This window comes from Phenylobacterium sp. (genome assembly GCF_030651755.1).
Taxonomy (GTDB): domain Bacteria; phylum Pseudomonadota; class Alphaproteobacteria; order Caulobacterales; family Caulobacteraceae; genus Phenylobacterium.
This window is the reverse complement of the sequence record NZ_JAUSBZ010000011.1, coordinates 21,583-41,403: the sequence shown is the minus strand read 5'-3', so window position 1 is coordinate 41,403 and position 19,821 is coordinate 21,583. Positions and strand designations below refer to the sequence as shown.

Genomic DNA, 19,821 nt, shown 5'->3' with positions numbered 1-19,821 from the left:
GTTTTGGGCGCGGGGCCGGCAAGAGCCTCCGTCCCTCAAGGGTAGGAGACGGTCATGGCCGATGGATATGTGGACGTGCTGCGCGACAAGCGGGAGGCGGCGCGCAAGGCCGCCTATGAGACCCCCATCGAGGAACTGCACCCGGCGCGGGCCTCGCTGTTTCGCGACGACGCCATGTGGCCGACCTTCGAGCGGCTGCGGAAGGAATCGCCGGTCCACTACACGCCCGACAGCAACTACGGCGCCTACTGGTCGATCACCCGCTACAACGACATCCTGGCGGTGGACTCCAACCATCAGGTGTTTTCCTCGGCCAAGGGCATCACCCTGACGCCGAAGGCGGCCCAGGGGTTCCGCGACCCCAATGCGCCGTCGGGCGCCAATTTCATCGCCATGGACCCGCCGCGCCACGACGTGCAGCGCAAGACGGTCAGCCCGGCCCTGTCCCCCATGGCCCTGTCGGTCATGGCCCCGCTGATCCGTGAGCGGGCCGGCTTCATCCTCGACAGCCTGCCGGTGGGGGAGGAATTCGACTGGGTGGACCTGGTGTCCAAAGAGCTGACCACCATGACGCTCGCCACCCTGTTCAACTTCCCCTTCGAGGAGCGGCGCAAGCTGACCTTCTGGTCGGACACCATGACCTCGCCGCCCGGGCATGGGCCGGTGGCCGACATCGCCGAGCTGCGCCAGGTGATGGGGGAGTGCTTTTCCTACTTCACCGGCCTGTGGAACGAACGGGTCAACGCCGAGCCCACCGGCGATCTGATCTCCATGCTGGCCCATGGGGAGGAGACCCGGCACATGTCCATGGCCGACTTCCACGCCAATGTCGCCCTGCTGATCATCGGCGGCAATGACACGACCCGGAACACCATTTCCGGCTCGGTCCTGGCGCTGAACCAGAACCCCGACCAGTACGCCAAGCTGCGGGCCAACCCGGACCTGATCCCGTCCATGGTGTCGGAGACCATCCGCTGGCAGACGCCGCTGGCCCACATGGCGCGGACGGCGACCCAGGACTTCGAGATGGGCGGCAAGACCATCAAGGAAGGGGACAAGGTTGCCATGTGGTACGTCTCGGGCAACCGGGACGACACGGTGATCGAAAACCCCGACGCCTACATCATCGACCGGCCAAGACCCCGCCAGCACATGTCCTTCGGCTTCGGCATCCACCGCTGCGTGGGCAACCGCCTGGCCGAGCTGCAGCTGACCATCATCTGGGAGGAGATCATGAAACGCTTCCCCGACATCCAGGTCCTGGCCGAGCCCAAGCGCAGCTATTCGATCTTCGTGAAGGGCTATGAGGACATGCGCGTGGTGCTGCCCACCCGCCTGTAAGCCCTGTCACTCATCGGCCACAGTCGGGGGCCGAGTGAAGCTTGGCCGCAGGGAAAGGGCGCCCCTGCGGCATCGGCGAGCGCGCCGAAGCGTTGTCTGCGGTCCGAGGCCTGAGGGGGCTTCACGCAGTACGACGAGGATTACAGTATGAAGACCATGCTTTGCGCAGCCGCCGCCATCGGCGCCCTGACGGCCGCGTCCGCCGCCCAGGCCCAGACCGCAGGCGACTGGACCGGCGCCTATATCGGCGGCGTCGCCGGCTATGGCTGGCAGGCCGAGAATGATGGCGATGAATCCATCGTCTTCGACACCAATCTCGACGGGACCTATGGCGACACCGTGCGCACCGGGACCGGCGCCGACGCCTTCGCCGCCGGTTTCTGCGACGGCCAGACCTTCAATCCCACCCGCGCCGGCGGCTGCGGCGGCGACGAGGGCGGCCCGGAATTCGGCGTCCGCATGGGCTATGACTGGCAGTTCGGCAATATCGTCGCCGGCGTGCTGGGCGAAGCCGTGCGCACCGACGTGAAGGACAGCGTGACGGCGTTTTCCGGCACGCCCGCGGCCTACACCATGCGCCGTGACCTGAACGGCCTGCTCGCCGCCCGCGCCCGGGTCGGCTATGCGGTCGGCAACACCCTGCCCTATGTCACCGGCGGCTACGCCTGGGCCGACATGGACCGCAGCTTCTCCACCACCAACACCGCCAACACCTTCACCCAGGTGTCGGAGAGCAAGAAGTGGACCGACGGCTGGCAGCTGGGCGCCGGCGTCGAGCACAAGATCACCAATGATGTGAGCCTGGGCCTGGAATATCTCTACACCCGCCTGGATGACGACGGTTACACCGTCCGCGCCTCGGGCGGCCCGGCCGGCGGCCCCTTCACCTCGGTGAACGGCGCAGGCACGGACTTCAACCGCACCAATGACGAGTTCAACATCCACTCGGTGCGGATGGCGGCCACCTACCGCTTCTGATTGATCCTGTAGTCTGAAGGACGGCCCGAGCCTCTCGCAGGTTCGGGCCGTTTTTCGTTGGGGTGAAACCCAGGTCTTTCACCACAAAGACCACGAAGCACACAAAGCCGCCGCGTCTAACTTAGTGATCTTCGTGTTCTTTGTGGTTCCTCTAGATTTCGCCGATCCAACCCGTCATGGCCCGGCTTGACCGGGCCATCCATGAACACCTTCCTATCGGCCGTGTGCATAGGCCCTCCGATCAAGTCCGAGGGCGACGGTGGTGGGGCAGGCGCGTAGGCTCCTCCTCGCCAAGGCGGAGGGCGTCATGAAGCTGATCTTTCTCTATGGGCCGGCGGCCTGCGGCAAGCTGACGGTGGCCAGGGAACTTGCCGCCCTGACCAACTACCCCCTGTTCCACAACCACCTGGCCCTGGATGCGGTGACCGCGGTCTTCCCATTCGGCAGCGAACCGGCCATCCGGCTTCGCAGCCTCTACTGGCTCTCGATGTTCGAAGAAGCCGCCCGCCAGGACCGCCCGCTGATCTTCACCTTCGCCCCAGAACGCACCGTGCCCGACAGCTTCATCGCGGAGACCCGCGCGGCCGTCGAAGGCCATGGCGGCGCGGTGCTGTTCGTCGAGCTCGCCGTCTCGCCCGAGGAACAGATGCGCCGGGTCGAAAACCCCGACCGCAAGGCCTCAAAGAAGATCCATTCCCGCGAGGTGCTGCGGAAGTTCCGCGACGGCGGCGGCGCAGCCTACCCGCCCATCCCCGCCGACCTCGTCATCGACACAGAGGCCCTGGCGCCGGAGGCGGCGGCGCAGGCGATCGTGGAGGCGCTGAAGCTGGAGCCCCTGCCCGAGCCGCACGTCGCGTATCCCGATCCGGAGTGAGGCCCCTTGGCTGCCACCCACGATCCTTGCTCGCTTGAGACCCGGCAGCGTCCGAACCCGGCGAAGAAGGCAGCTTCCGCTCCCGACCCGTTGCGGACGTTGCCATCCAGGAGACCCATGTTCATTGTCGTGGAATGAACTGGATCGCTATCATAGCTGGGGTCACTGCCTCGCTGACCGTCACCTCTACGATGGCAGCATCATCTGGGTTCGATCCTAAAGCAGGCGAGCAGCACGAAATCATCGTGTCTTATGAGACGTCCCAGCAAGGCAGCGATGGCTCTTCTGGTAGCTTGAGTGGTCGAGACGCCATGCTGGAGCGCGTGATCGCCGTTAGCAATCTGGGGCTTGAACTGGAGTTCGATCTTCCGACGGACGCAGCCGAAGAGGATAGGGCGCGCACCTGGAAGTTTCCGGCGCGGATTTTCCATTCGTCAGATGGCACCATGCGATTGCTGAATGGTGATGATCTGGAGAAGCGCATCGACCGCTGGCTTACGGCGGCGGAAATGACGCGGGAAATGTGCGGGCGCTGGATTTTCACTTGGAATGCGTTTCGCATCGAATGCGACCCCGAGTCAGTAATCGCCGACATTGAAGCAATCAATCTACTCAGTACGGACCTCAGAGAGGGAGCCGTTTATCAGCAACCCGAAACTCTTGGCTCAGGCACGCTGTCGCGCATTTCAGATGGGCCAAACGGTGCGACTTACACCGTGAGGTTTGCAGTCGATCCCGATGCCGTCCGGAGGACTCGCGCCAAGAGTGACGTCGTTGTGGGCGAGATTATGCAGGACCCAGTGACACTGGAGACCGCGCTTGACGAGCGTTCAAATGAGTCAGTCTCCGGAACTGTCGAGGTCACTTTCGATGTCGATCCTTCGGGAAATCCAACCCGGCGGACCGTTGTCACGACGCTTGAGACCGTGAAGCCCGATGGTGTGCGGGAGACCGACCGTCGGACCGTGACAGTCGAGCGGAGGCTCGCCTCAGGGCGACCAGACTGACCGCGACACCCGGTCAGCAAAGGTCCGCTCACCACCCTTCGCTGACGTTATCGATGTCTGCTATTTCACCTCACCCCTCAAAACCCCGCACCACGGCCAGCACCGCCTCGCCGTAGCGGGCGAGTTTGCCTTCGCCGACGCCGGAGATGGCGCCGAGCGCCCGCTGGGCGGCGGGTCTGGCCTGGGCGATTTCGGCGAGGGTCCGGTCATGGAAGATGACATAGGGGGGCACGTGCTGGCGGGCGGCCTCCTCGCGGCGCCAGGCGCGCAGGGCTTCGAACAGGCCCTGGTCGGCGGGCGGCAGGGCCAGGTCGCTGGCGCTGGCGCGACGGCGGCCAGGCGCCTTCCGCTCGGCGCCAGGGGCGACCTTGCGCATCCGCACCCGCCGCTCGCCCCGATAGACGGCGCGCACACCCTCGGCTTCGCCCAGCGCGATCAGCGGGCGGTTGTCGTTGGGGTCCTCCCGCAGCAGGCCCTCGAACAGGAGCTGGTCGATCAGGTCGCGCCAGCCCGGCGCGGCCAGCTCCTGGCCGACCCCGAAGGTGGAGAGGCCGGCCTCGAAGTCGGACGGGTCCTTGGTCTTGCCCAGCAGGTGGTCCACCAGCCGGCCGCGGCCAAACCGTCCGCCCATCCGGTGGACGGCTGACAGCGCCTTCTGGGCGGCCTGGGTCGCGTCCTGGGTCTCCGGCGGGGAGAGGCAGACGTCGCACTGGCCGCAGGGCTCCACGCCTTCCTCGCCGAAATAGCGGCGGACGGCGGCGGCCCGGCAGCCGGCCCCTTCCAGCATGGCGTAGAGCTGGCGCACCTTTCGCACCTGCACCTGCTTGACCGCCTCGTCCATTTCCCGGCCGTCGATGCGCCTCAGCGCCCAGGCGAGGTCGGAGGCGCCATAGAGGGTGATGCCCTCGGCCGGATCGCCGTCACGGCCGGCCCGGCCGATCTCCTGCCAATAGGCCTCGATGGAGCCCGGCGGATCGGCATGGATGACGAAGCGGACGTCGGGCTTGTCCACCCCCATGCCAAAGGCGATGGTCGCCACCATCACCGCGTCCTCGGCCTCGAGAAACGCTTCGAGCCGGTTGGCGCGCACATGCTTGTCCAGGCCCGCATGATAGGCCTGGGCGTCGACGCCGGCCTGGCGCAGGGCCTCGGCGATCCGCTCGGTGCCATCGCGGGAGCCGGCATAGACCACGCCTGAGCGCCCCCGCCGCTCGGCCACCAGCTCCAGCACCCGCTTCTGGGCGGGGCCGGACTTGCGCTCGGCGAACAGGGCGAGCTCGGGGCGAGCGAAGCTGGCGACGAATTCCAGCGCATCTTCCAGGCGCAGCTCGGCGCGGATGTCGTCCCGGGTGCGGGCGTCGGCGGTGGCGGTCACCGCCAGGCGCGGCACATCGGGGAACAGGTCGGCCAGCCGGCCGAGCGTGCGGTAGTCGGGGCGGAAGTCGTGGCCCCACTGGCTGACGCAGTGTGCCTCGTCGATGGCGATGAGGGCCAGCGGCGTGCGCCGCAGCCGCTCCATCATGTGCGGGGCCATCAGGCCCTCGGGCGACACATAGAGCAGGTCGAGCTCGCCGGCCTCCACGCGCCGCCAGGTCTCGGCCCGCTCGGCGGGCTCGATGGCCGAATCCAGCCGGGCCGCCGCCACGCCGGACTGCTGCAGGGCGGCGACCTGGTCGGTCATCAGCGCAATCAGGGGAGAAACCACAAGGCCGAGCCCTGGCCGCAGCATGCTGGGGATCTGGTAGCAGAGGCTCTTGCCGCCGCCGGTGGGCAGGACGGCGAGCGCGCTGCGCCCGGCCAGGGCCTCAGTGATCACCTCGCCCTGAAGGCCCCGGAAATCTGTGTGTCCGAAGGTGCGGCGCAGGACCTCCCGCGCCTCGTCGAGCGAAGCGGTCATGGGCCGCCTTATGGCGTGCGTTGGCGGGCCGGTCGAAGAGAAAACCGCGTTTGAGCCGGCCCCTTCCCCCTGTGGCGCCCCTATTCGGCGGCCATCGCCACGGGGGCGCCCTGGGCGCCGCGCAGCAGGCGGCCGGGCAGGGCGCCGGTGGGCTCCCCGTCCCGCTGGGTGATCTCGCCGGCGACGATGGTGGCGAGATAGCCCCGGGCCCGCTGGATCAGCCGTCGGCCGCCGGCGGGCAGGTCATAGGCGACGCTGGGCGCCTCCAGGGCGAGGTTCTCATAGTCGATGATGTTGAGATCGGCCCGGTAGCCGGGCGCCAGCATCCCCCGGTCATAGAGGCCGACGGCCCGGGCGGTGTCGCGGGTCTGCATCCGCACCATGGCCTCCAGGTCAAAGCGCGGCCCCCGGGTCCGGTCACGGGTCCAGTGGGTGAGGTTGGAGGTGGGGAAGGAGCCGTCACAGATCATGCCCACATGGGCGCCGCCGTCCGACAGGCCGGGCACCGCATCGGGATGGCCCAGCATCTCGTAGCTGGGGGCCAGCGAGCCCTCCGCATAGTTGAGGAAGGGCAGGTAGAGCATGCCGCGGCCGTCATTGGACAACAGCTGATCCAGGGCCAGGGCCTCGGGACTCACCCCGGCCTTCTGGGCCTGGGCGGCTATGGTCTGGTTGGGCCTCGGCTCATAGTCCGGGACCTCGCCCATCAGGTACATATTGTCCCAGTTCCGCGCGGCTGAGGCGGCGAAGCCCGACGCGGCGCTCGCCCCCTCGCCCAGGAGGGCGGCGCGGACCTGCGGATCGCGCAGGCGAGCCACCCGCTCGGCCAGGGGCAGGTGGGCCAGCGCCTGGTAGGCCGGGTGCTGACTGAACGGGTTGAGGGTCAGCTCCAGCCCGAACAGGATGCCCACCGGCCGGCCGCAGACCTGCGCCTTCATGGGCAGGCCCGCGCCGGTGGCCTCGGTCAGGGCGTCCAGCAGCCGCCGCCAGGCCTGGGGCGCCTTGGGGGCTTGAGTGAGCGAGAAGGACAGGGGCCGGCCGGAGGCCTCGACGATCCGCCGGAACATGGCGAACTCGGCCTCGGGGTCGGCGAAGTCGGACACCACCTGCAGCACGCCCCTGCCAGCGCGAGCCAGGCCCATGGCGATGCCGGTCAGCTCATCCTCGCCCGCCGTCAGGGTCGGGGTCGGCTGACCATCGCTGGTGCGGTGATTCAGGGTGCGGGAGGTGGAGAAGCCCAGGGCGCCGGCGGCCACGGCCTCCTGGGCCAGGCGGGCCATGGCGGTGATGTCGGCGGCGGTGGCCGCCTCCCGGGCGGCGCCGCGCTCGCCCATCACATAGACCCGCAGGGCCGCGTGGGGCAGTTGGGCGCCGATGTCCACGTCGAACCGCCGCTGGGACAGGGCGTCCAGATAGTCGGGGAAGCTTTCCCAGTTCCAGGCCAGGCCCTGGGTCAGGACGGGGAAGGGGATGTCCTCCACCCCCTCCATCAGCCGGATCAGCCGGTCGTGGTCTTCGGGTCGGCAGGGGGCGAAACCCACCCCGCAATTGCCCATGACCACGGTGGTGACCCCATGCCAGGACGAGGGCTGCATATGGGCGTCCCAGGTGGCCTGGCCGTCATAGTGGGTATGGATGTCGACAAAGCCAGGGGTCACCAGACGCCCGCGGGCGTCGATCTCCTCAGCGCCTCTCCCGCGGATCTCGCCCACGGCGGCGATCCGTCCGTCCTTGACCGCGATGTCGGCCTCATAGACCGGCGCGCCGGTTCCATCGGCCACGGTCCCGCCGCGCACGACGAGGTCATATGCCCGTTCCAATTCGCCGCCTCCCTGGCGTGGACAGGTCTTTATCGCCCGTCCTTGCGGCGATTAGCTCCCCGAGGAGGCCCCGACGTCAAGGGCGGCGTGAATCCGTGACAGGGATGATCCGCGCGCTATATCTCACGGGATATTTCGACTGGAGCCTGGCCTTGCCCCGAGGTGTGACCCGATTTGAGGTGCTGGGCGGCGTCCTCGCCGCGGTTGGAGCGACCGTCGCGGCCAGTTGCGCCCCGCCCAGAGGCCGGGCCGGACCCACTGTCGCAGCGGCGGCCGACCTGCAGTTCGCCCTGCCCCAGGCGCTCGAGGCCTTTCGCGCCCAGGGCGGGGGACCGCTCCGACTGGTGTTCGGCTCGTCCGGCGCCTTCACGGCCCAGATCGAGCAGGGCGCGCCCTTCGAGATTTTCCTGTCGGCCGATGCGGCCTATGTGCGCCGCCTGGCCCAGGCCGGCCTGACCGACGGCGAGGGCGCCCCCTATGGCCGGGGGCGGATCGTCCTGTTTTCGCCGGCGGGCTCAGCCCTCAAGGTCGATCCCCAGATGGTCGATCTGGCCGCCGCCCTGGCTGATGGCCGCCTGCGCAAACTGGCCATCGCCAATCCCGAGCACGCCCCCTATGGCCGGGCCGCGCGGGAGGCGCTGATCCATGCCGGCCTGTGGGAGGGCGCCCAGTCCCGCCTGGTGCTGGGGGAGAACGCCGCCCAGGCCGCCCAGTTCGCCGCCAGCGGTTCGGCCCAGGGGGGACTGATCGCCTATTCGCTGGCGCTGGCGCCGGAGTTCGCCCGCCGGGGGACCTTCGCCCTGATCCCGGAGTCCTTTCATCAGCCCCTGGATCAGCAGATGGCGCTGTTGCGAGGGGCGAGCGCCACGGCCCGGGCCTTCTACGCCTTCCTCCAGGGGCCCGTCGCCCGTGAGGTCCTGGCGCGTTACGGCTTTGTCCTGCCCCAGGCCGAGGGGACCCGCTGATGGATTGGACCGCCCTAGTCCTGTCCCTGAAGCTCGCCGGGGCGACCACCCTGGTCCTGCTGCCCATCGGGGTGATCCTGGGCCGGGTGCTGGCCTTTCATGACTTCCGGGGCAAGCGCTGGGTGGAGGCGGCCATCACCCTGCCCCTGGTGCTGCCGCCGACGGTGCTCGGCTACTACCTGCTGATCGCCCTCGGGGTCGCCAGCCCGATCGGCCAGGCCTGGCAGGCCCTCACCGGCGACACCCTGGTGTTCAGCTTCTCGGGCCTGCTGATCGCCTCGGTGGTCTTCAACCTGCCCTTTGCGATCCAGCCCCTGCAACGCGCCTTTGAAGGCGTCGGCCAGGACCTGCGCCATGCGGCCTGGGTCGGCGGGCTGTCGACCTTCGCCACCTTCCGCAAGGTGGAGCTGCCGCTGGCCTGGCCGGGCCTGCTCAGCGCCGCGGTTCTGACCTTCACCCACACCCTGGGCGAGTTCGGCGTGGTCCTGATGGTCGGCGGCGCCATCCCCGGCGAGACCCGGACCATCGCGGTCAGCATCTATGACCGGGTGCAGGCCTTTGACACCGCGGCCGCCGGGATCATGTCGGCCTTCCTGCTGATCAGCGCCTTCATCGCCATTGCGGTGGTCTATGGGGTGGGCGCACGCGCGGTGCGGCTCCGTGGCTGAGGCTGGCCCAGGCGGGGCAGGCGAAGGCCTGGCGGTTCGGTTGCGCCAGGCAGGGCCCATTCCGCTGTCGGTGGATCTGGCCTGCGCGCCGGGCCAGCTGCACGCCCTGGTGGGCCCGTCAGGCGCGGGCAAGACCACGGTGCTCAAGGCGATCGCGGGACTCTACCGGCCCCAGGCGGGCCACATCACCTGCGGGCCGGCGGTCTGGTTCGACTCCGCCGCCGGGGCCTGGCTGCCGCCGCAGGATCGGCGGGTGGGGATGGTCTTCCAGAGCTACGCGCTCTTTCCGCATATGAGCGCCCAGGCCAATGTGGAGACGAGCCTCGCCCACAGCGCCCGGACCGAACGGGCCGCCCGGGCGCTGGCGCTGCTGACCCAGGTCGGGCTGGCCGACAAGGCCCATCGTCGCCCCGCCGACCTCTCCGGCGGGGAGCAGCAGCGGGTGGCCGTCGCCAGGGCCCTGGCCCGGTCGCCGGGCGTCCTGTTGCTGGACGAGCCCTTCGCCGCGGTGGACCGTCGGACCCGGCGGCGACTGCAGCAGGACCTGGCCGAGCTTCGGTCGAGCCTGCGGATTCCGATCCTGCTGGTCACCCATGATCTGGACGAGGCCAGCGCCCTGGCCGATCAGATGAGCGTCCTGCATGAGGGCCAGATCCTGCAGACGGGAACGCCGGAGGAGGTGATGCGCCGTCCGGCCAGTGAGCGGGTGGCGGAGATTCTCGACCTTTCGCCGGGGGTTTGAGGCTCAGTCCGCCTTCGGCCGCAGCGCCGCCTCCAGGACGGCCAGGTCAGCGGCTGCGGCTGCGGCGGTCTTGGTCTGCAGGGCGCGATAGCGGGCGATCACATCTTCGCCGAAGGGGGTCAGGACCGCCGCCCCGCCGCCCCGGCCGCCGAGCTGGGTGACCACGACGGGCTCCAGGAACATGTGGTTGAGGCGGTCGATCAGCAGCCAGGCGCGGCGATAGCTCATGCCCATGGCCCGGCCGGCCGCGGCGATGGACCCGTGTGCGCGCACCTGCTCCAGCAGATCGATCTTGCCGGGCCCCAGCCGCTCGCCATTGGCGAAGTCGAATTTCAGGCTGATCTCTGTCACGACCGGGGCTCAAGGGCTGGGCGCGCCGATCTGGCCGCGCGGCTGGAGCCTCCCCCAGGCGCAGGGCGGCGGCAAGGGCGGAACCCGCCGTGTTCCAGACCCGTTCTCAGGGGTGCTCGAACGCCGGGCCAAAATTGAGACAACGCCTCAGCGTCAGGAATCCCTACCCATGGCTTTGAAAGCCTTTTTCGTCCTGTTGGCCCTGGCCGCCGTTCTGATCGGGTTTGCCCTGCCGACCCCCGGGACCCGCGCCAAGGCTCCCGAACCGATCCCGCAGATCGCGACCCTCGATATCAGCTGACGGCCGCCGCGGGCCTCACCGCGCGGCGGCGCCCTCCCGCGGCATGGCGCCCTCCTTGCCCGCGCACCCTGACAGGGTCTCATCCCCGCTCTGGACCCGCGCCTGATAGGCATAGGTCAGGTCCGACATGCCGTCAGAACAGGGGGCTTCCCACAGGGTGATCATCATGTCGCCGCCGTCGGCGGTCCGGGTGCGCCAGATGGCCTGATCGCCGTCCAGGCTCGGGCCGGGATTGGGCGCCTTGCTCGGCGGCGCGTCGGGACGTTCCAGGGTGATTTCCGTCGCTGCGATCCGCAGGCCCCAGAAGGGCTCGGTCCCCACGGCCCGCATGTCGCCGGCGAAGGGTCCCGTGGCGGCCGGGGGCTCCGGGGCGACGGCCTGCGGCGGGACCAGCGTGGGGGCCGGCGCGTCGGCGGGAGCGGCGGCCTCATCCCCGTCCGGAGACTGGGGCTGGCAGGCGGCCAGGCCGAGAATGAGGGCCGGAACGATCAAGGCGCCCCGCAGGCGGGTCGGCGCGGTTTTGGCGTTGAAGACGGCGCGCATGACAGGGGTCCTTTCTCGTGGGCCGGGACAGGTTAGACTCCCCCGTCATGAGTCGAAACCTTCGCCCCAAATTCTACGAGTTCTTCGCTGGCGGCGGCATGGCCAGGCTTGGCTTAGGAGAGGCGTGGGACTGCGCCTTCGCCAACGACTTCGATCCGGTCAAGGCTCGCGCCTACCGCGCCAACTTCCCCGACGCTGAGGCCCATTTCCGCGAGGGCGACGTGTGGGCGCTTGAGACCTCCGACCTGCCTGACCAGGCGGACCTGGCCTGGGCCTCATCTCCTTGCCAGGACTTCAGCCTGGCGGGCGCCCGGGCGGGCCTGGCCGGCGGCCGCTCTTCGGCCTTCTTCGGCTTCTGGAAGCTCGTGCAGGGACTGAACGCCGAGGGCCGGGCGCCGAAGACCATCGTCATCGAAAATGTGGTCGGCCTGCTGACCTCCCACGGCGGCGCCGACTTTCAGGCCCTGTGCCAGGCCCTGGCCGATGAGGGCTACCACTTCGGCGCCCTGGAGATCGACGCCGCCCGCTTCGTGCCCCAGTCGCGGCCGCGGGTCTTCGTGGTGGCGACCAAGTCGGCCCCGCCGGCCTCATTGGTCGGCGAAGGCCCGTTTCATAGCCGCGCTCTGGTCGAGGCTCATGGTCGCCTGCCAGCTGACCTCACGGCCCGCTGGGTCTGGTGGCGGCTGCCGGCGCCGCCTTCGCGCAACACCGAGCTTGCCAGCGTGCTGGAGGATGACGGGGCGGTGGCCTGGCGCACGGCGGCCCAGACCCAGTTGCTGCTCGACCAGATGTCGCCCCTCCACCGGCGACGGTTCGAGGCCGAGCGGAGCGCCAAGGAACGGGTAGTGGGGGCGGCCTACCGGCGGATCCGCACCGAGAATGGCGTCCGGGTGCAGCGGGCCGAGGTGCGCCTGGACGGTCTCGCCGGCTGCCTGCGGATGCCGGCCGGGGGCTCTTCACGCCAGATGCTGCTCATCGCCGACGGCGGGGGCCTGCGCTCGCGCCTCATTTCCCCCAGGGAGTCCGCCCGCCTGATGGGCTTGCCGGAGACTTACGCCCTGCCCGGCTCGGCCAATGGCGCCCTGCAAGTCACGGGCGACGGGGTGGTGGTTCCGGTGGTGGCCTGGCTGGGGGAAAACCTGCTCGGCGCCCTGGTCGGGGGCGACGCCAGGGCCCTCGCCGCCGAATGACCGGCTTACAATTGCGACCTGAGCCCCTAAGTTCGCGTTCAAAGGGCATGACACGCGAATTGAGAAGGCAGGTCCATGGACGCCACTTCTGACAAGACCTACGACGCCGAGCGCCACCGCAAGGCGGGGCGGGGCCGCGTCTATGACTCCATCATCGACACCATCGGCGACACCCCTCTGGTGCGCCTGCCGCGCCTGACCGCGGCGCTGAAGCCCAAGGGCGAGGTGCTGGCCAAGCTGGAATTCTTCAATCCGATCGCCTCGGTGAAGGACCGCATCGGGGTGGCCATGATCGAGGCCCTGGAGGCGCAGGGGATTCTCAAGCCGGGCTCCACCATCGTCGAGCCCACCAGCGGCAATACCGGCATCGCCCTGGCCTTCGTGGCCGCCGCCAAGGGCTATCCCCTGACCCTGGTGATGCCCGAGAGCATGTCCATCGAGCGGCGCAAGATGCTGGCCCTGCTGGGCGCCAAACTGGAACTCACACCGGCCGAGCGCGGCATGGCCGGCGCGGTGGCCCGCGCCCGCGAGATCGTCGAGGCGACCCCGGGGGCGGTCATGCCCCAGCAGTTCGACAATGGCGCCAATCCGCTGATCCACCGGGTCACCACCGCCGAAGAGATCTGGAACGACACCGAGGGCAGGGTGGACGCGGTGATCTCCGGGGTTGGCACCGGCGGCACCATCACCGGCGTCGGCCAGGTGTTGAAGGCCCGCAAGGCCTCGCTGAAGATGATCGCCGTCGAGCCCGAGGCCTCCCCGGTGCTGTCCGGCGGCCAGCCTGGACCGCACAAGATTCAGGGCATCGGGGCGGGCTTCGTGCCCTCCATCCTCGACCGCAGCGTCATCGACGAGGTGGTGCAGGTGTCCAATGACGACAGCTTCGCCATGGCCCGGCGTGTGGCCCGGGAGGAGGGGCTGCCGGTGGGCATCTCGTCCGGCGCGGCCCTGACGGCGGCCTTCCATGTGGCGGCGCGGGACGACATGGCCGGCAAGACCATCGTCGCCATCATCCCGAGCTTCGCCGAGCGCTACCTGTCGACGGCCCTGTTCGACGGCCTCTAGAACCGGAGCGGCCGGGCGTGGGCGACGTCTATGACGCGGCCAAGCGCTCGGCCGTCATGCGGCAGGTCAAGGGCACGGGCACGGGCCCCGAGCGCACCCTGCGCCGCCTGCTGACCGGCCTCGGCGCCCGCTACCGCCTGAACCGCAGGGATTTACCCGGGTCGCCGGACATCGTCCTGCCGGGGCGCAGGCTGGCCATCTTCGCCCACGGCTGCTTCTGGCATGGCCATGACTGCGCCCGGGGCGCCCGCGTGCCCAAGGCCAACCGCGACTACTGGCTGGCCAAGGTGGGCCGCAACCGGGCGCGCGACGCCGCTGTGGGAGCGAGGCTTGCCGAGACCGGCTGGCGGGTCGAGGTGGTCTGGGAGTGCGAGATGAAGAACGAGGCGGCGCTGGAGGCGCGGCTGGCTGCGCTGCTGGATAGGGCGCCGCTCAGCTCCAGCCCTGGGAGGCGCGTCAGCGCTGTAAAGCGGGGACACAAAGGGCACGAAGGGGGCGCTAAGGACACAAAGTGAGGGCCGCCTCACCCTTCGTGCCCTTCGTGCAACCTTGGTGTCCTTCGTGTCCGATCTTGACGGCGCCTGCGGTCCCGAAGGCGTCGCGGGCGTGAAAGACTATGCCACCACCACCTCGGTCTTCACCGAATTGGCGATGAAGCACTCCTCGTGGGCCTCGTGATGCAGCCGCGCCAGGGTTTCGGCGTCCGGCGCAGGGCCATCCCATTCGATGGCGGGATGCAGGGTGACCTTGGTCACAGCCTGTCGACCCGGGCTGATCTCGCTCATCACGCCTTCAGCTGCGTCGGCATAGGACGCCACGGCCAAGCCCGCCAGCCGGGCGCGGTGCAGGAAGGTCAGCATGTGGCAGGCGGACAGGGCCGCCACCAGCATCTGCTCGGGGTCGACGGCGCCCTCCACAGACCACTTGTTGCCCACCACGTGGCTTGACGCCGTGCCCGGCACCGTCGTGCCCCGATCAAAGCCCAGCTCGTGGCCGCGGCTGTAGCGGCCGGCGGGGAAATCCTCGCCAGCCGAGAGCCGCCAGGTCACGCTGGCCCGATAGGTCGCCATCAGAAGGCCTCGGCCGGCAGGCTCATCAGGGTGTCGGCGCCGGTCTTCAGCTTGGTCAGGTGGGCGCCGGTCTCAGGCAGGATGCGCTCCACATAGTAGCGGGCCAGGACCAGCTTTGTCCCGTAGAAGGGGTCGGTGTCGCCCGCGGCGATCTTCGCCTGGGCGGCCTGGGCCATCATCGCCCACATATAGGCGAGCGCCGTCAGGCCGAAGAGGTGCATGTAGTCGGTCGACGCCGCGCCGGCATGGTCGGGATTGGCCAGGCCATTCGCCATCAGCCACATGGTGGCGTCCTGCAGCTCTTCCTTGGCCTGGGACAACCCCTCGATGATGGGGGCGAGCGCCTTGTCGTTCTCATGGGCGCCCACATAGGCGTCGATCTCGGCGAAGAAGCCCATCACACCGCGGCCGCCCTCGGCGGCCAGCTTGCGGCCCACCAGGTCCAGGGCCTGGACCCCGTTGGTGCCCTCATAGATCAGGGCGATGCGGCAGTCGCGCATGTACTGGCTGACCGGGAAATGCTCGGTGAAGCCTGAGCCGCCATGCACCTGGACGGCGTCGGAACAGACCTTGAAACCGCGGTCGGTGAGGAAGCCCTTCACCACCGGGGTCATCAGGGCCATGTAGTCGGACCCCTTCTGGCGGACGGCCTCATCGGGGCTGCCATGGGCCAGGTCCCCGTGCAGGGCGGTCCAGAACAGGAAGGCGCGGCCGGCCTCGATGACGGCCTTGGAGTCCAGCAGCATGCGGCGCACGTCGGGATGGACGATGATCGGATCGGCGGGGCCGTCCGGGTTCTTCGGTCCCGTCAGCGAGCGGCCCTGCAGGCGGTCCTTGGCGAAGCTGGCGGCGGCCTGATAGGCGGCCTCGGCCTGGGCGACGCCTTGCAGGCCTACCCCGATGCGGGCCTCGTTCATCATCACGAACATCAGGCGCAGCCCCTGGTTCTCCTCGCCCACCAGCCAGCCCACCGACTCCTCGTGCTGGATGACGCAGGTGGCGTTGCCGTGAATGCCCATCTTCTCTTCCAGGCCGGCGCAGAAGACCGTGTTGCGCTCACCGGGCCTGCCTTGGTCGTCCGGGATGAACTTGGGCACGATGAACAGGCTGATGCCGCGGGTGCCGGCCGGCGCGCCTTCGATCCGCGCCAGGACCAGGTGGACAATATTGTCGGCCATGTCGTGCTCGCCGCCGGAGATCCAGATCTTCTGGCCGGTGATGCGGTAGGAGCCGTCTCCCTGAGGGACCGCCTTGGTGCGCAGGAGCCCCAGGTCGGTGCCGCAGTGGGGTTCGGTCAGGTTCATGGTGCCGCACCATTCACCCGAGGCCAGCTTCGGCAGATAGAGGTCCTTCTGAGCCTGGGAGCCGCCCGTATGGATGGCCGAATAGGCCCCGTGCGTCAGGCCCGGATACATGGAAAAGGCCATGTTGGCCGAGGACGACATCTCGGAGAAGGCCAGGTTGACCACATGGGCCATGCCCTGGCCGCCATAGGCCTTGTCGGCGCCCAGAGCCGGCCAGCCGCCCTCCACTAGGGCCTTATAGGCGGCCTTGAACCCCTCGGGCGTGGTGACCGAGTGGTCGGCATGCCAGGTGCAGCCCTGCTTGTCGCCGACGCTGTTCAGGGGGGCCAGGACCTCGCCGGTGAAGCGGCCGGCCTCTTCGACGATCTGGGCGACCACGTCCATGGAGGCTTCGGAGAAGCCGGGCAGGTCCCCGTAGCGTTCGATCTGCAGGACGTCGCGCAGCAGGAAGAGATGGTCGCGGACGGGGGGCTGATAGGGCATGGGGGCTCCGATGTCGGCCGGGCCGGTCGCCCGGCCCGGTCAAGGTGTCTTCTGGTCGTGTTCTGAGAAGGTGGAGGCCCTATTTGGCGCCCACATGCTCCACGCCATCAAGGCGCTGACGCAGCATCTGATCATAGTCGGCCGCCCGGGGCAGCAGGTCGGGGCGAGTGGCGATCAGCTTCTGTTCGAGGTTGTTGCAGCCGACCTTGAGCTCATTGATCGCCCGGTCGATGTCTTCCCGCTGGCTTTCCAGGGCGACGATGCGTTCCTTGAACTTGCGCAGGGACTTGGCCATCTGGGCCGCCCCGCCGTCGTCCAGGTCATAGAGGTCGAGGATTTCCCCGATTTCGGCCAGGGACAGGCCGACCCGCTTGCCCTGCAGGATCAGCTTCAGACGGGCGCGGTCCTTGTAGGAATAGACCCGGTTCATCCCGTCGCGGGCCGGGGTCAGCAGGCCCTTGTCCTCATAGAAGCGCAGGGCGCGCGGGGTGCATTTGAACTCCAGGCAGAGCTGGCGGATCGTATAGGTGCGCTGGGGGCGGCGCAGGTCGGTGGGCATTTTTGGCGTCTCCGGTTGAGCCTGATTTTTAGCGGCTTGTTTCTGGCTGACAGCGTAAGCGGCATCTTACGTTAACGTCAAGGAGACGGGCGCCTGGAGACGAGGCGCCCGGCGATTCCAGCGCCGTTTTCGGCCTCTTTCGTCGACGGGCGCCCCTGCGGCGACCTAGGTTGCCCGCAGTCAACCTGGGGGCGTCTTCATGAACCGAAACACCTTGCTGGCGGCCGTCGCTGTCGCTGCGCTCTTCTCCTGCCCGCTGGCGGTTCAGGCCGCGCCGCGCCCCCTGGGGGAGGTCACCGCCGGTCTTTCCCGGACCGAGGGGTTGATCCCGATCTATGCCGACGCCGAACGGGGTCGGGTCCTGATGCTGTTGCCGGCCCCGGACGCCCAGGGGATCAGCGGCCGCTATATCCACGTCGCCAGCCTGCGCACGGGCCTGGGCTCGGCGCCCATCGGCCTGGACAAGGCGCGGCTGGGCCCTTCGCGGTTGCTGACCTTTCGCCGGGTGGGCGGCAAGGTTGTGGCCGAATATGAAAACCCCAGGTTCCGCGCCGTCGGCGCGCCGGCGGCCGAGCAGGCCTCGGCCCGGGACGCCTTCGCCCCCTCCCTGGTCTGGGCGGGCGAGGTGCTGTCCACTGACGCCCAGGGGCGCATCCTGATTGATATTTCCAGCTTCCTGACCCAGGACGTCTTGGGCGTCGCCGACGCCATGAAGAACTCCGGGGAAACGGGCTGGAGCCTCTCGAAGGACCTCAGCCTCGCCGACCCTTCCCAGGCCAAGACCTTTCCTGAGAATGTCGAGCTGGAGGCTATCCAGACCTATGTCAGCGAGACGCCGGGCCGGGAGGTGGCCAACATCACCCCCGACGCCAAGCGGATGACGCTCAAGGTCCGGCACTCCTTCGTCAAGCTGCCCGAGCCGGGCTACCAGCCGCGCACCTTCGACCCCCGCAGCGGCGGCAACGCCCTGCAGTTCCTGGATTTCGCCGCCCCCCTGGGCGAGCCGATCGTCAAGCAGTACGCCCTGCGCTTCCGTCTGGAGAAGACCGACCCCACCGCGGCGGTCTCGCCGGTGAAGAAGCCGATCATCTTCTACATGGACCCCGCGGCGCCCGAGCCGATCCGCAACGCCCTGATGGAAGGCGCGGCCTGGTGGTCTGACGCCTTTGAGGCCGCCGGCTTCAAGGACGCCTACCGGGTCGAATTGCTGCCGCCGGACGCTGACCCCCTGGACGTCCGCTACAGCGTCATCAACTGGGCCGATCGCGCGACCCGTGGCTGGTCCTACGGCCAGACCATCATTGATCCGCGCACCGGTGAGATCCTCAAGGGCGCCGTGGTGCTGGGCGCCCTGCGGGTGCGCCAGGACATGTTGATCTTCGAAGGTCTGGTGGGCGCCGACCAGACGGGCAAGGGCGGCCCCAACGACCCGGCGGAGGTGGCGCTGGCCCGCCTGCGACAACTGGGCGCCCACGAGGTCGGCCATTCCATCGGCTTTGCGCACAACTTCGCCGGCTCCACTCAAGGCCGCACCTCTGTGATGGACTATCCGGCCCCGCGCATCCTGCTGACCGACGGGCGGATCGACCTGTCGGACGCCTATGCGACGGGCATCGGTGATTGGGACAAGCTCAGCGTCGCGGCCGTCTATGGGCCGGAGGATCAGGCCCAGGCCCTGCTGCACCAGAACGCCACAGCGGCGGACGGCCTGCGCTACATCACCGACGCCGACTCCCGGGGTCTGGCGGTGGGTCAGCCCTGGGGCAGTCTTTGGGACGATGGCCCCGATCCGGCCGCCGAACTCGACCGGATGATGGCCGCGCGCAGGACCGCCCTGGCGAATTTCGGCCTTGGCGCCCTCTATCCCGGCGAGCCGGTGGCCGCCCTGCGCCGCAAATTCGTGCCCATCTATCTGATGCACCGCTATCAGGTGGAGGCGGCGGGCAAGCTGCTGGGCGGGGTCGACTTCGCCTATTCGGTGATCGGGGACGGCAAGGAGGCCTCGGCGCCGGTTCCGGCCCAGGCGCAGCGGACCGCGCTCACGGCCTTGCTGGCGGCCCTGGACCCGGCCGCCCTGGAAACCCCTCGGGGGCTCATGCCCCTGATGTCGGCCGGGGTGACGGGGCGGCCTGACCGTCAGACGGAGATTGAGCTCTTCCCCACCCTGGCCGGACCGATCTTCGATCCGTTGGCGGCGGCCGAGGTGGCGGCGAGCCTGCCCCTGGATGTTCTGCTCAACGATCAGCGCCTGGCGCGCCTGATCGAGCAGCACCGTCGCGACCCGTCCCTGCCGGGGGCCGATGAGGTGATGGGCGCCCTGGTGGGCAAGGTCTTCGCTGATCCCGCCGATCCCGTCCTTGTTCCCATCGCCCAGCGGACCCAGGCCCGCGCTGTCCTGGACCTGGGCCGGCTGGCCCAGGATCCGGGGGCTTCGCCAGGGGTGACGGCCCAGGCCAGCGCGGCCCTTCAGACGATCGCCGCCCGTCTGAAAGGCGCCCGGGGCGGCGACGCCGCGGCCCAGGCCCATCGGGCGCGGCTGGTCGCTCTGATCGAGAATCCGGCCGAGCTGCGACGCCTGGCGGCCGCCAAGGAAATCCGCCCCGAAACCCCGCCCGGCATGCCCATTGGATCAGCGGGCTGGCTGGACATGGACTGACAGAGAA

19 protein-coding genes are annotated in these 19,821 nt (G+C 69.0%); 12 read left to right on the top strand and 7 right to left on the bottom strand.

All coding sequences use genetic code 11. The annotated features are described in order from the left end of the window. The first annotated feature begins 54 nt into the window (after window positions 1-54). From Q7V15_RS00895 to Q7V15_RS00880, 4 genes are all read left to right on the top strand, one after another. Entirely contained in the window at window positions 55-1,341 is a 1,287-nt protein-coding gene (locus Q7V15_RS00895) for a cytochrome P450 (protein WP_304753005.1), read from the top strand. A 147-nt stretch (window positions 1,342-1,488) separates the two neighbouring features. Next, on the top strand, window positions 1,489-2,319 hold the full coding sequence (locus Q7V15_RS00890) for an outer membrane protein (protein WP_304753002.1): 831 nt from the start codon (window positions 1,489-1,491) through the stop codon (window positions 2,317-2,319). A gap of 307 nt (window positions 2,320-2,626) precedes the next feature. Then, complete coding sequence (locus tag Q7V15_RS00885) at window positions 2,627-3,193, top strand: AAA family ATPase (RefSeq protein ID WP_304753001.1); 567 nt, start codon at window positions 2,627-2,629, stop codon at window positions 3,191-3,193. 134 nt (window positions 3,194-3,327) lie between these two features. Continuing rightward, window positions 3,328-4,200 carry a hypothetical protein gene (locus Q7V15_RS00880; RefSeq protein WP_304752999.1) on the top strand — a complete coding sequence of 291 codons (873 nt, stop codon included), beginning with the start codon at window positions 3,328-3,330 and terminating at the stop codon, window positions 4,198-4,200. Between the two features lie 70 nt (window positions 4,201-4,270). Here Q7V15_RS00880 and recQ read toward each other — a convergent pair whose 3' ends face one another. Together recQ and Q7V15_RS00870 are read right to left on the bottom strand one after the other, a co-directional pair. Beyond that, entirely contained in the window at window positions 4,271-6,097 is a 1,827-nt protein-coding gene (gene recQ / locus Q7V15_RS00875) for a DNA helicase RecQ (protein WP_304752997.1), read from the bottom strand. Window positions 6,098-6,177: 80 nt separating this feature from the next. Beyond that, a complete protein-coding gene (locus Q7V15_RS00870) occupies window positions 6,178-7,917 on the bottom strand; it encodes an amidohydrolase family protein (protein ID WP_304752995.1) in 1,740 nt (579 codons plus the stop codon). Between the two features lie 104 nt (window positions 7,918-8,021). On the opposite strand from Q7V15_RS00870, the gene modA reads away from it, so the two are divergent. Genes modA through Q7V15_RS00855 form a run of 3 tightly spaced genes read left to right on the top strand, consistent with a single transcriptional unit; the run spans window position 8,022 to window position 10,292 of the window. Beyond that, on the top strand, window positions 8,022-8,882 hold the full coding sequence (gene modA / locus Q7V15_RS00865; protein WP_304752992.1) for a molybdate ABC transporter substrate-binding protein: 861 nt from the start codon (window positions 8,022-8,024) through the stop codon (window positions 8,880-8,882). Continuing rightward, window positions 8,882-9,550: a molybdate ABC transporter permease subunit gene (gene modB / locus Q7V15_RS00860; RefSeq protein ID WP_304752990.1), complete on the top strand. Its 669-nt coding sequence runs from the start codon at window positions 8,882-8,884 to the stop codon at window positions 9,548-9,550. The genes modA and modB overlap by 1 nt, the downstream gene beginning before the upstream one ends. Then, on the top strand, window positions 9,543-10,292 hold the full coding sequence (locus Q7V15_RS00855; protein WP_304752988.1) for an ABC transporter ATP-binding protein: 750 nt from the start codon (window positions 9,543-9,545) through the stop codon (window positions 10,290-10,292). Before modB ends, Q7V15_RS00855 begins: the two co-directional genes overlap by 8 nt. Before the next feature lie 3 nt (window positions 10,293-10,295). On the opposite strand, the gene Q7V15_RS00850 is transcribed toward Q7V15_RS00855, so the two are convergent. Next, on the bottom strand, window positions 10,296-10,643 hold the full coding sequence (locus Q7V15_RS00850) for a winged helix-turn-helix domain-containing protein (protein WP_304752986.1): 348 nt from the start codon (window positions 10,641-10,643) through the stop codon (window positions 10,296-10,298). A gap of 169 nt (window positions 10,644-10,812) precedes the next feature. Between Q7V15_RS00850 and Q7V15_RS00845 the strand changes: the two genes are divergently transcribed. Beyond that, entirely contained in the window at window positions 10,813-10,944 is a 132-nt protein-coding gene (locus Q7V15_RS00845) for a hypothetical protein (RefSeq protein WP_304752985.1), read from the top strand. 15 nt (window positions 10,945-10,959) lie between these two features. Here the strand turns inward: Q7V15_RS00845 and Q7V15_RS00840 are convergent, their stop codons facing one another. Next, window positions 10,960-11,487 carry a COG3650 family protein gene (locus Q7V15_RS00840; protein ID WP_304752984.1) on the bottom strand — a complete coding sequence of 176 codons (528 nt, stop codon included), beginning with the start codon at window positions 11,485-11,487 and terminating at the stop codon, window positions 10,960-10,962. Window positions 11,488-11,534: 47 nt separating this feature from the next. Between Q7V15_RS00840 and Q7V15_RS00835 the strand changes: the two genes are divergently transcribed. From Q7V15_RS00835 to Q7V15_RS00825, 3 genes are all read left to right on the top strand, one after another. After that, window positions 11,535-12,677 carry a DNA cytosine methyltransferase gene (locus Q7V15_RS00835; protein WP_304752981.1) on the top strand — a complete coding sequence of 381 codons (1,143 nt, stop codon included), beginning with the start codon at window positions 11,535-11,537 and terminating at the stop codon, window positions 12,675-12,677. Between the two features lie 75 nt (window positions 12,678-12,752). Next, a complete protein-coding gene (gene cysK / locus Q7V15_RS00830; protein ID WP_304752978.1) occupies window positions 12,753-13,742 on the top strand; it encodes a cysteine synthase A in 990 nt (329 codons plus the stop codon). Between the two features lie 17 nt (window positions 13,743-13,759). Continuing rightward, window positions 13,760-14,257: a very short patch repair endonuclease gene (locus Q7V15_RS00825; RefSeq protein WP_304752976.1), complete on the top strand. Its 498-nt coding sequence runs from the start codon at window positions 13,760-13,762 to the stop codon at window positions 14,255-14,257. 99 nt (window positions 14,258-14,356) lie between these two features. Here the strand turns inward: Q7V15_RS00825 and Q7V15_RS00820 are convergent, their stop codons facing one another. The 3 genes from Q7V15_RS00820 to Q7V15_RS00810 all read right to left on the bottom strand — a co-directional run bounded on the left by Q7V15_RS00820 (window position 14,357) and on the right by Q7V15_RS00810 (window position 17,158). After that, entirely contained in the window at window positions 14,357-14,812 is a 456-nt protein-coding gene (locus tag Q7V15_RS00820) for an OsmC family protein (RefSeq protein WP_304752973.1), read from the bottom strand. Next, the gene (locus Q7V15_RS00815) at window positions 14,812-16,599 is read right to left on the bottom strand and encodes an acyl-CoA dehydrogenase C-terminal domain-containing protein (RefSeq protein WP_304752970.1); all 1,788 of its coding nucleotides are present in this window, start codon (window positions 16,597-16,599) and stop codon (window positions 14,812-14,814) included. Before Q7V15_RS00815 ends, Q7V15_RS00820 begins: the two co-directional genes overlap by 1 nt. 79 nt (window positions 16,600-16,678) lie before the next feature. Continuing rightward, window positions 16,679-17,158, bottom strand: a complete 480-nt coding sequence (locus Q7V15_RS00810; protein WP_304752967.1) for a MerR family DNA-binding transcriptional regulator — start codon at window positions 17,156-17,158, stop codon at window positions 16,679-16,681. 199 nt (window positions 17,159-17,357) lie between these two features. Between Q7V15_RS00810 and Q7V15_RS00805 the strand changes: the two genes are divergently transcribed. Next, window positions 17,358-19,814: a zinc-dependent metalloprotease gene (locus tag Q7V15_RS00805; protein ID WP_304752965.1), complete on the top strand. Its 2,457-nt coding sequence runs from the start codon at window positions 17,358-17,360 to the stop codon at window positions 19,812-19,814. Window positions 19,815-19,821 lie beyond the last annotated feature (7 nt).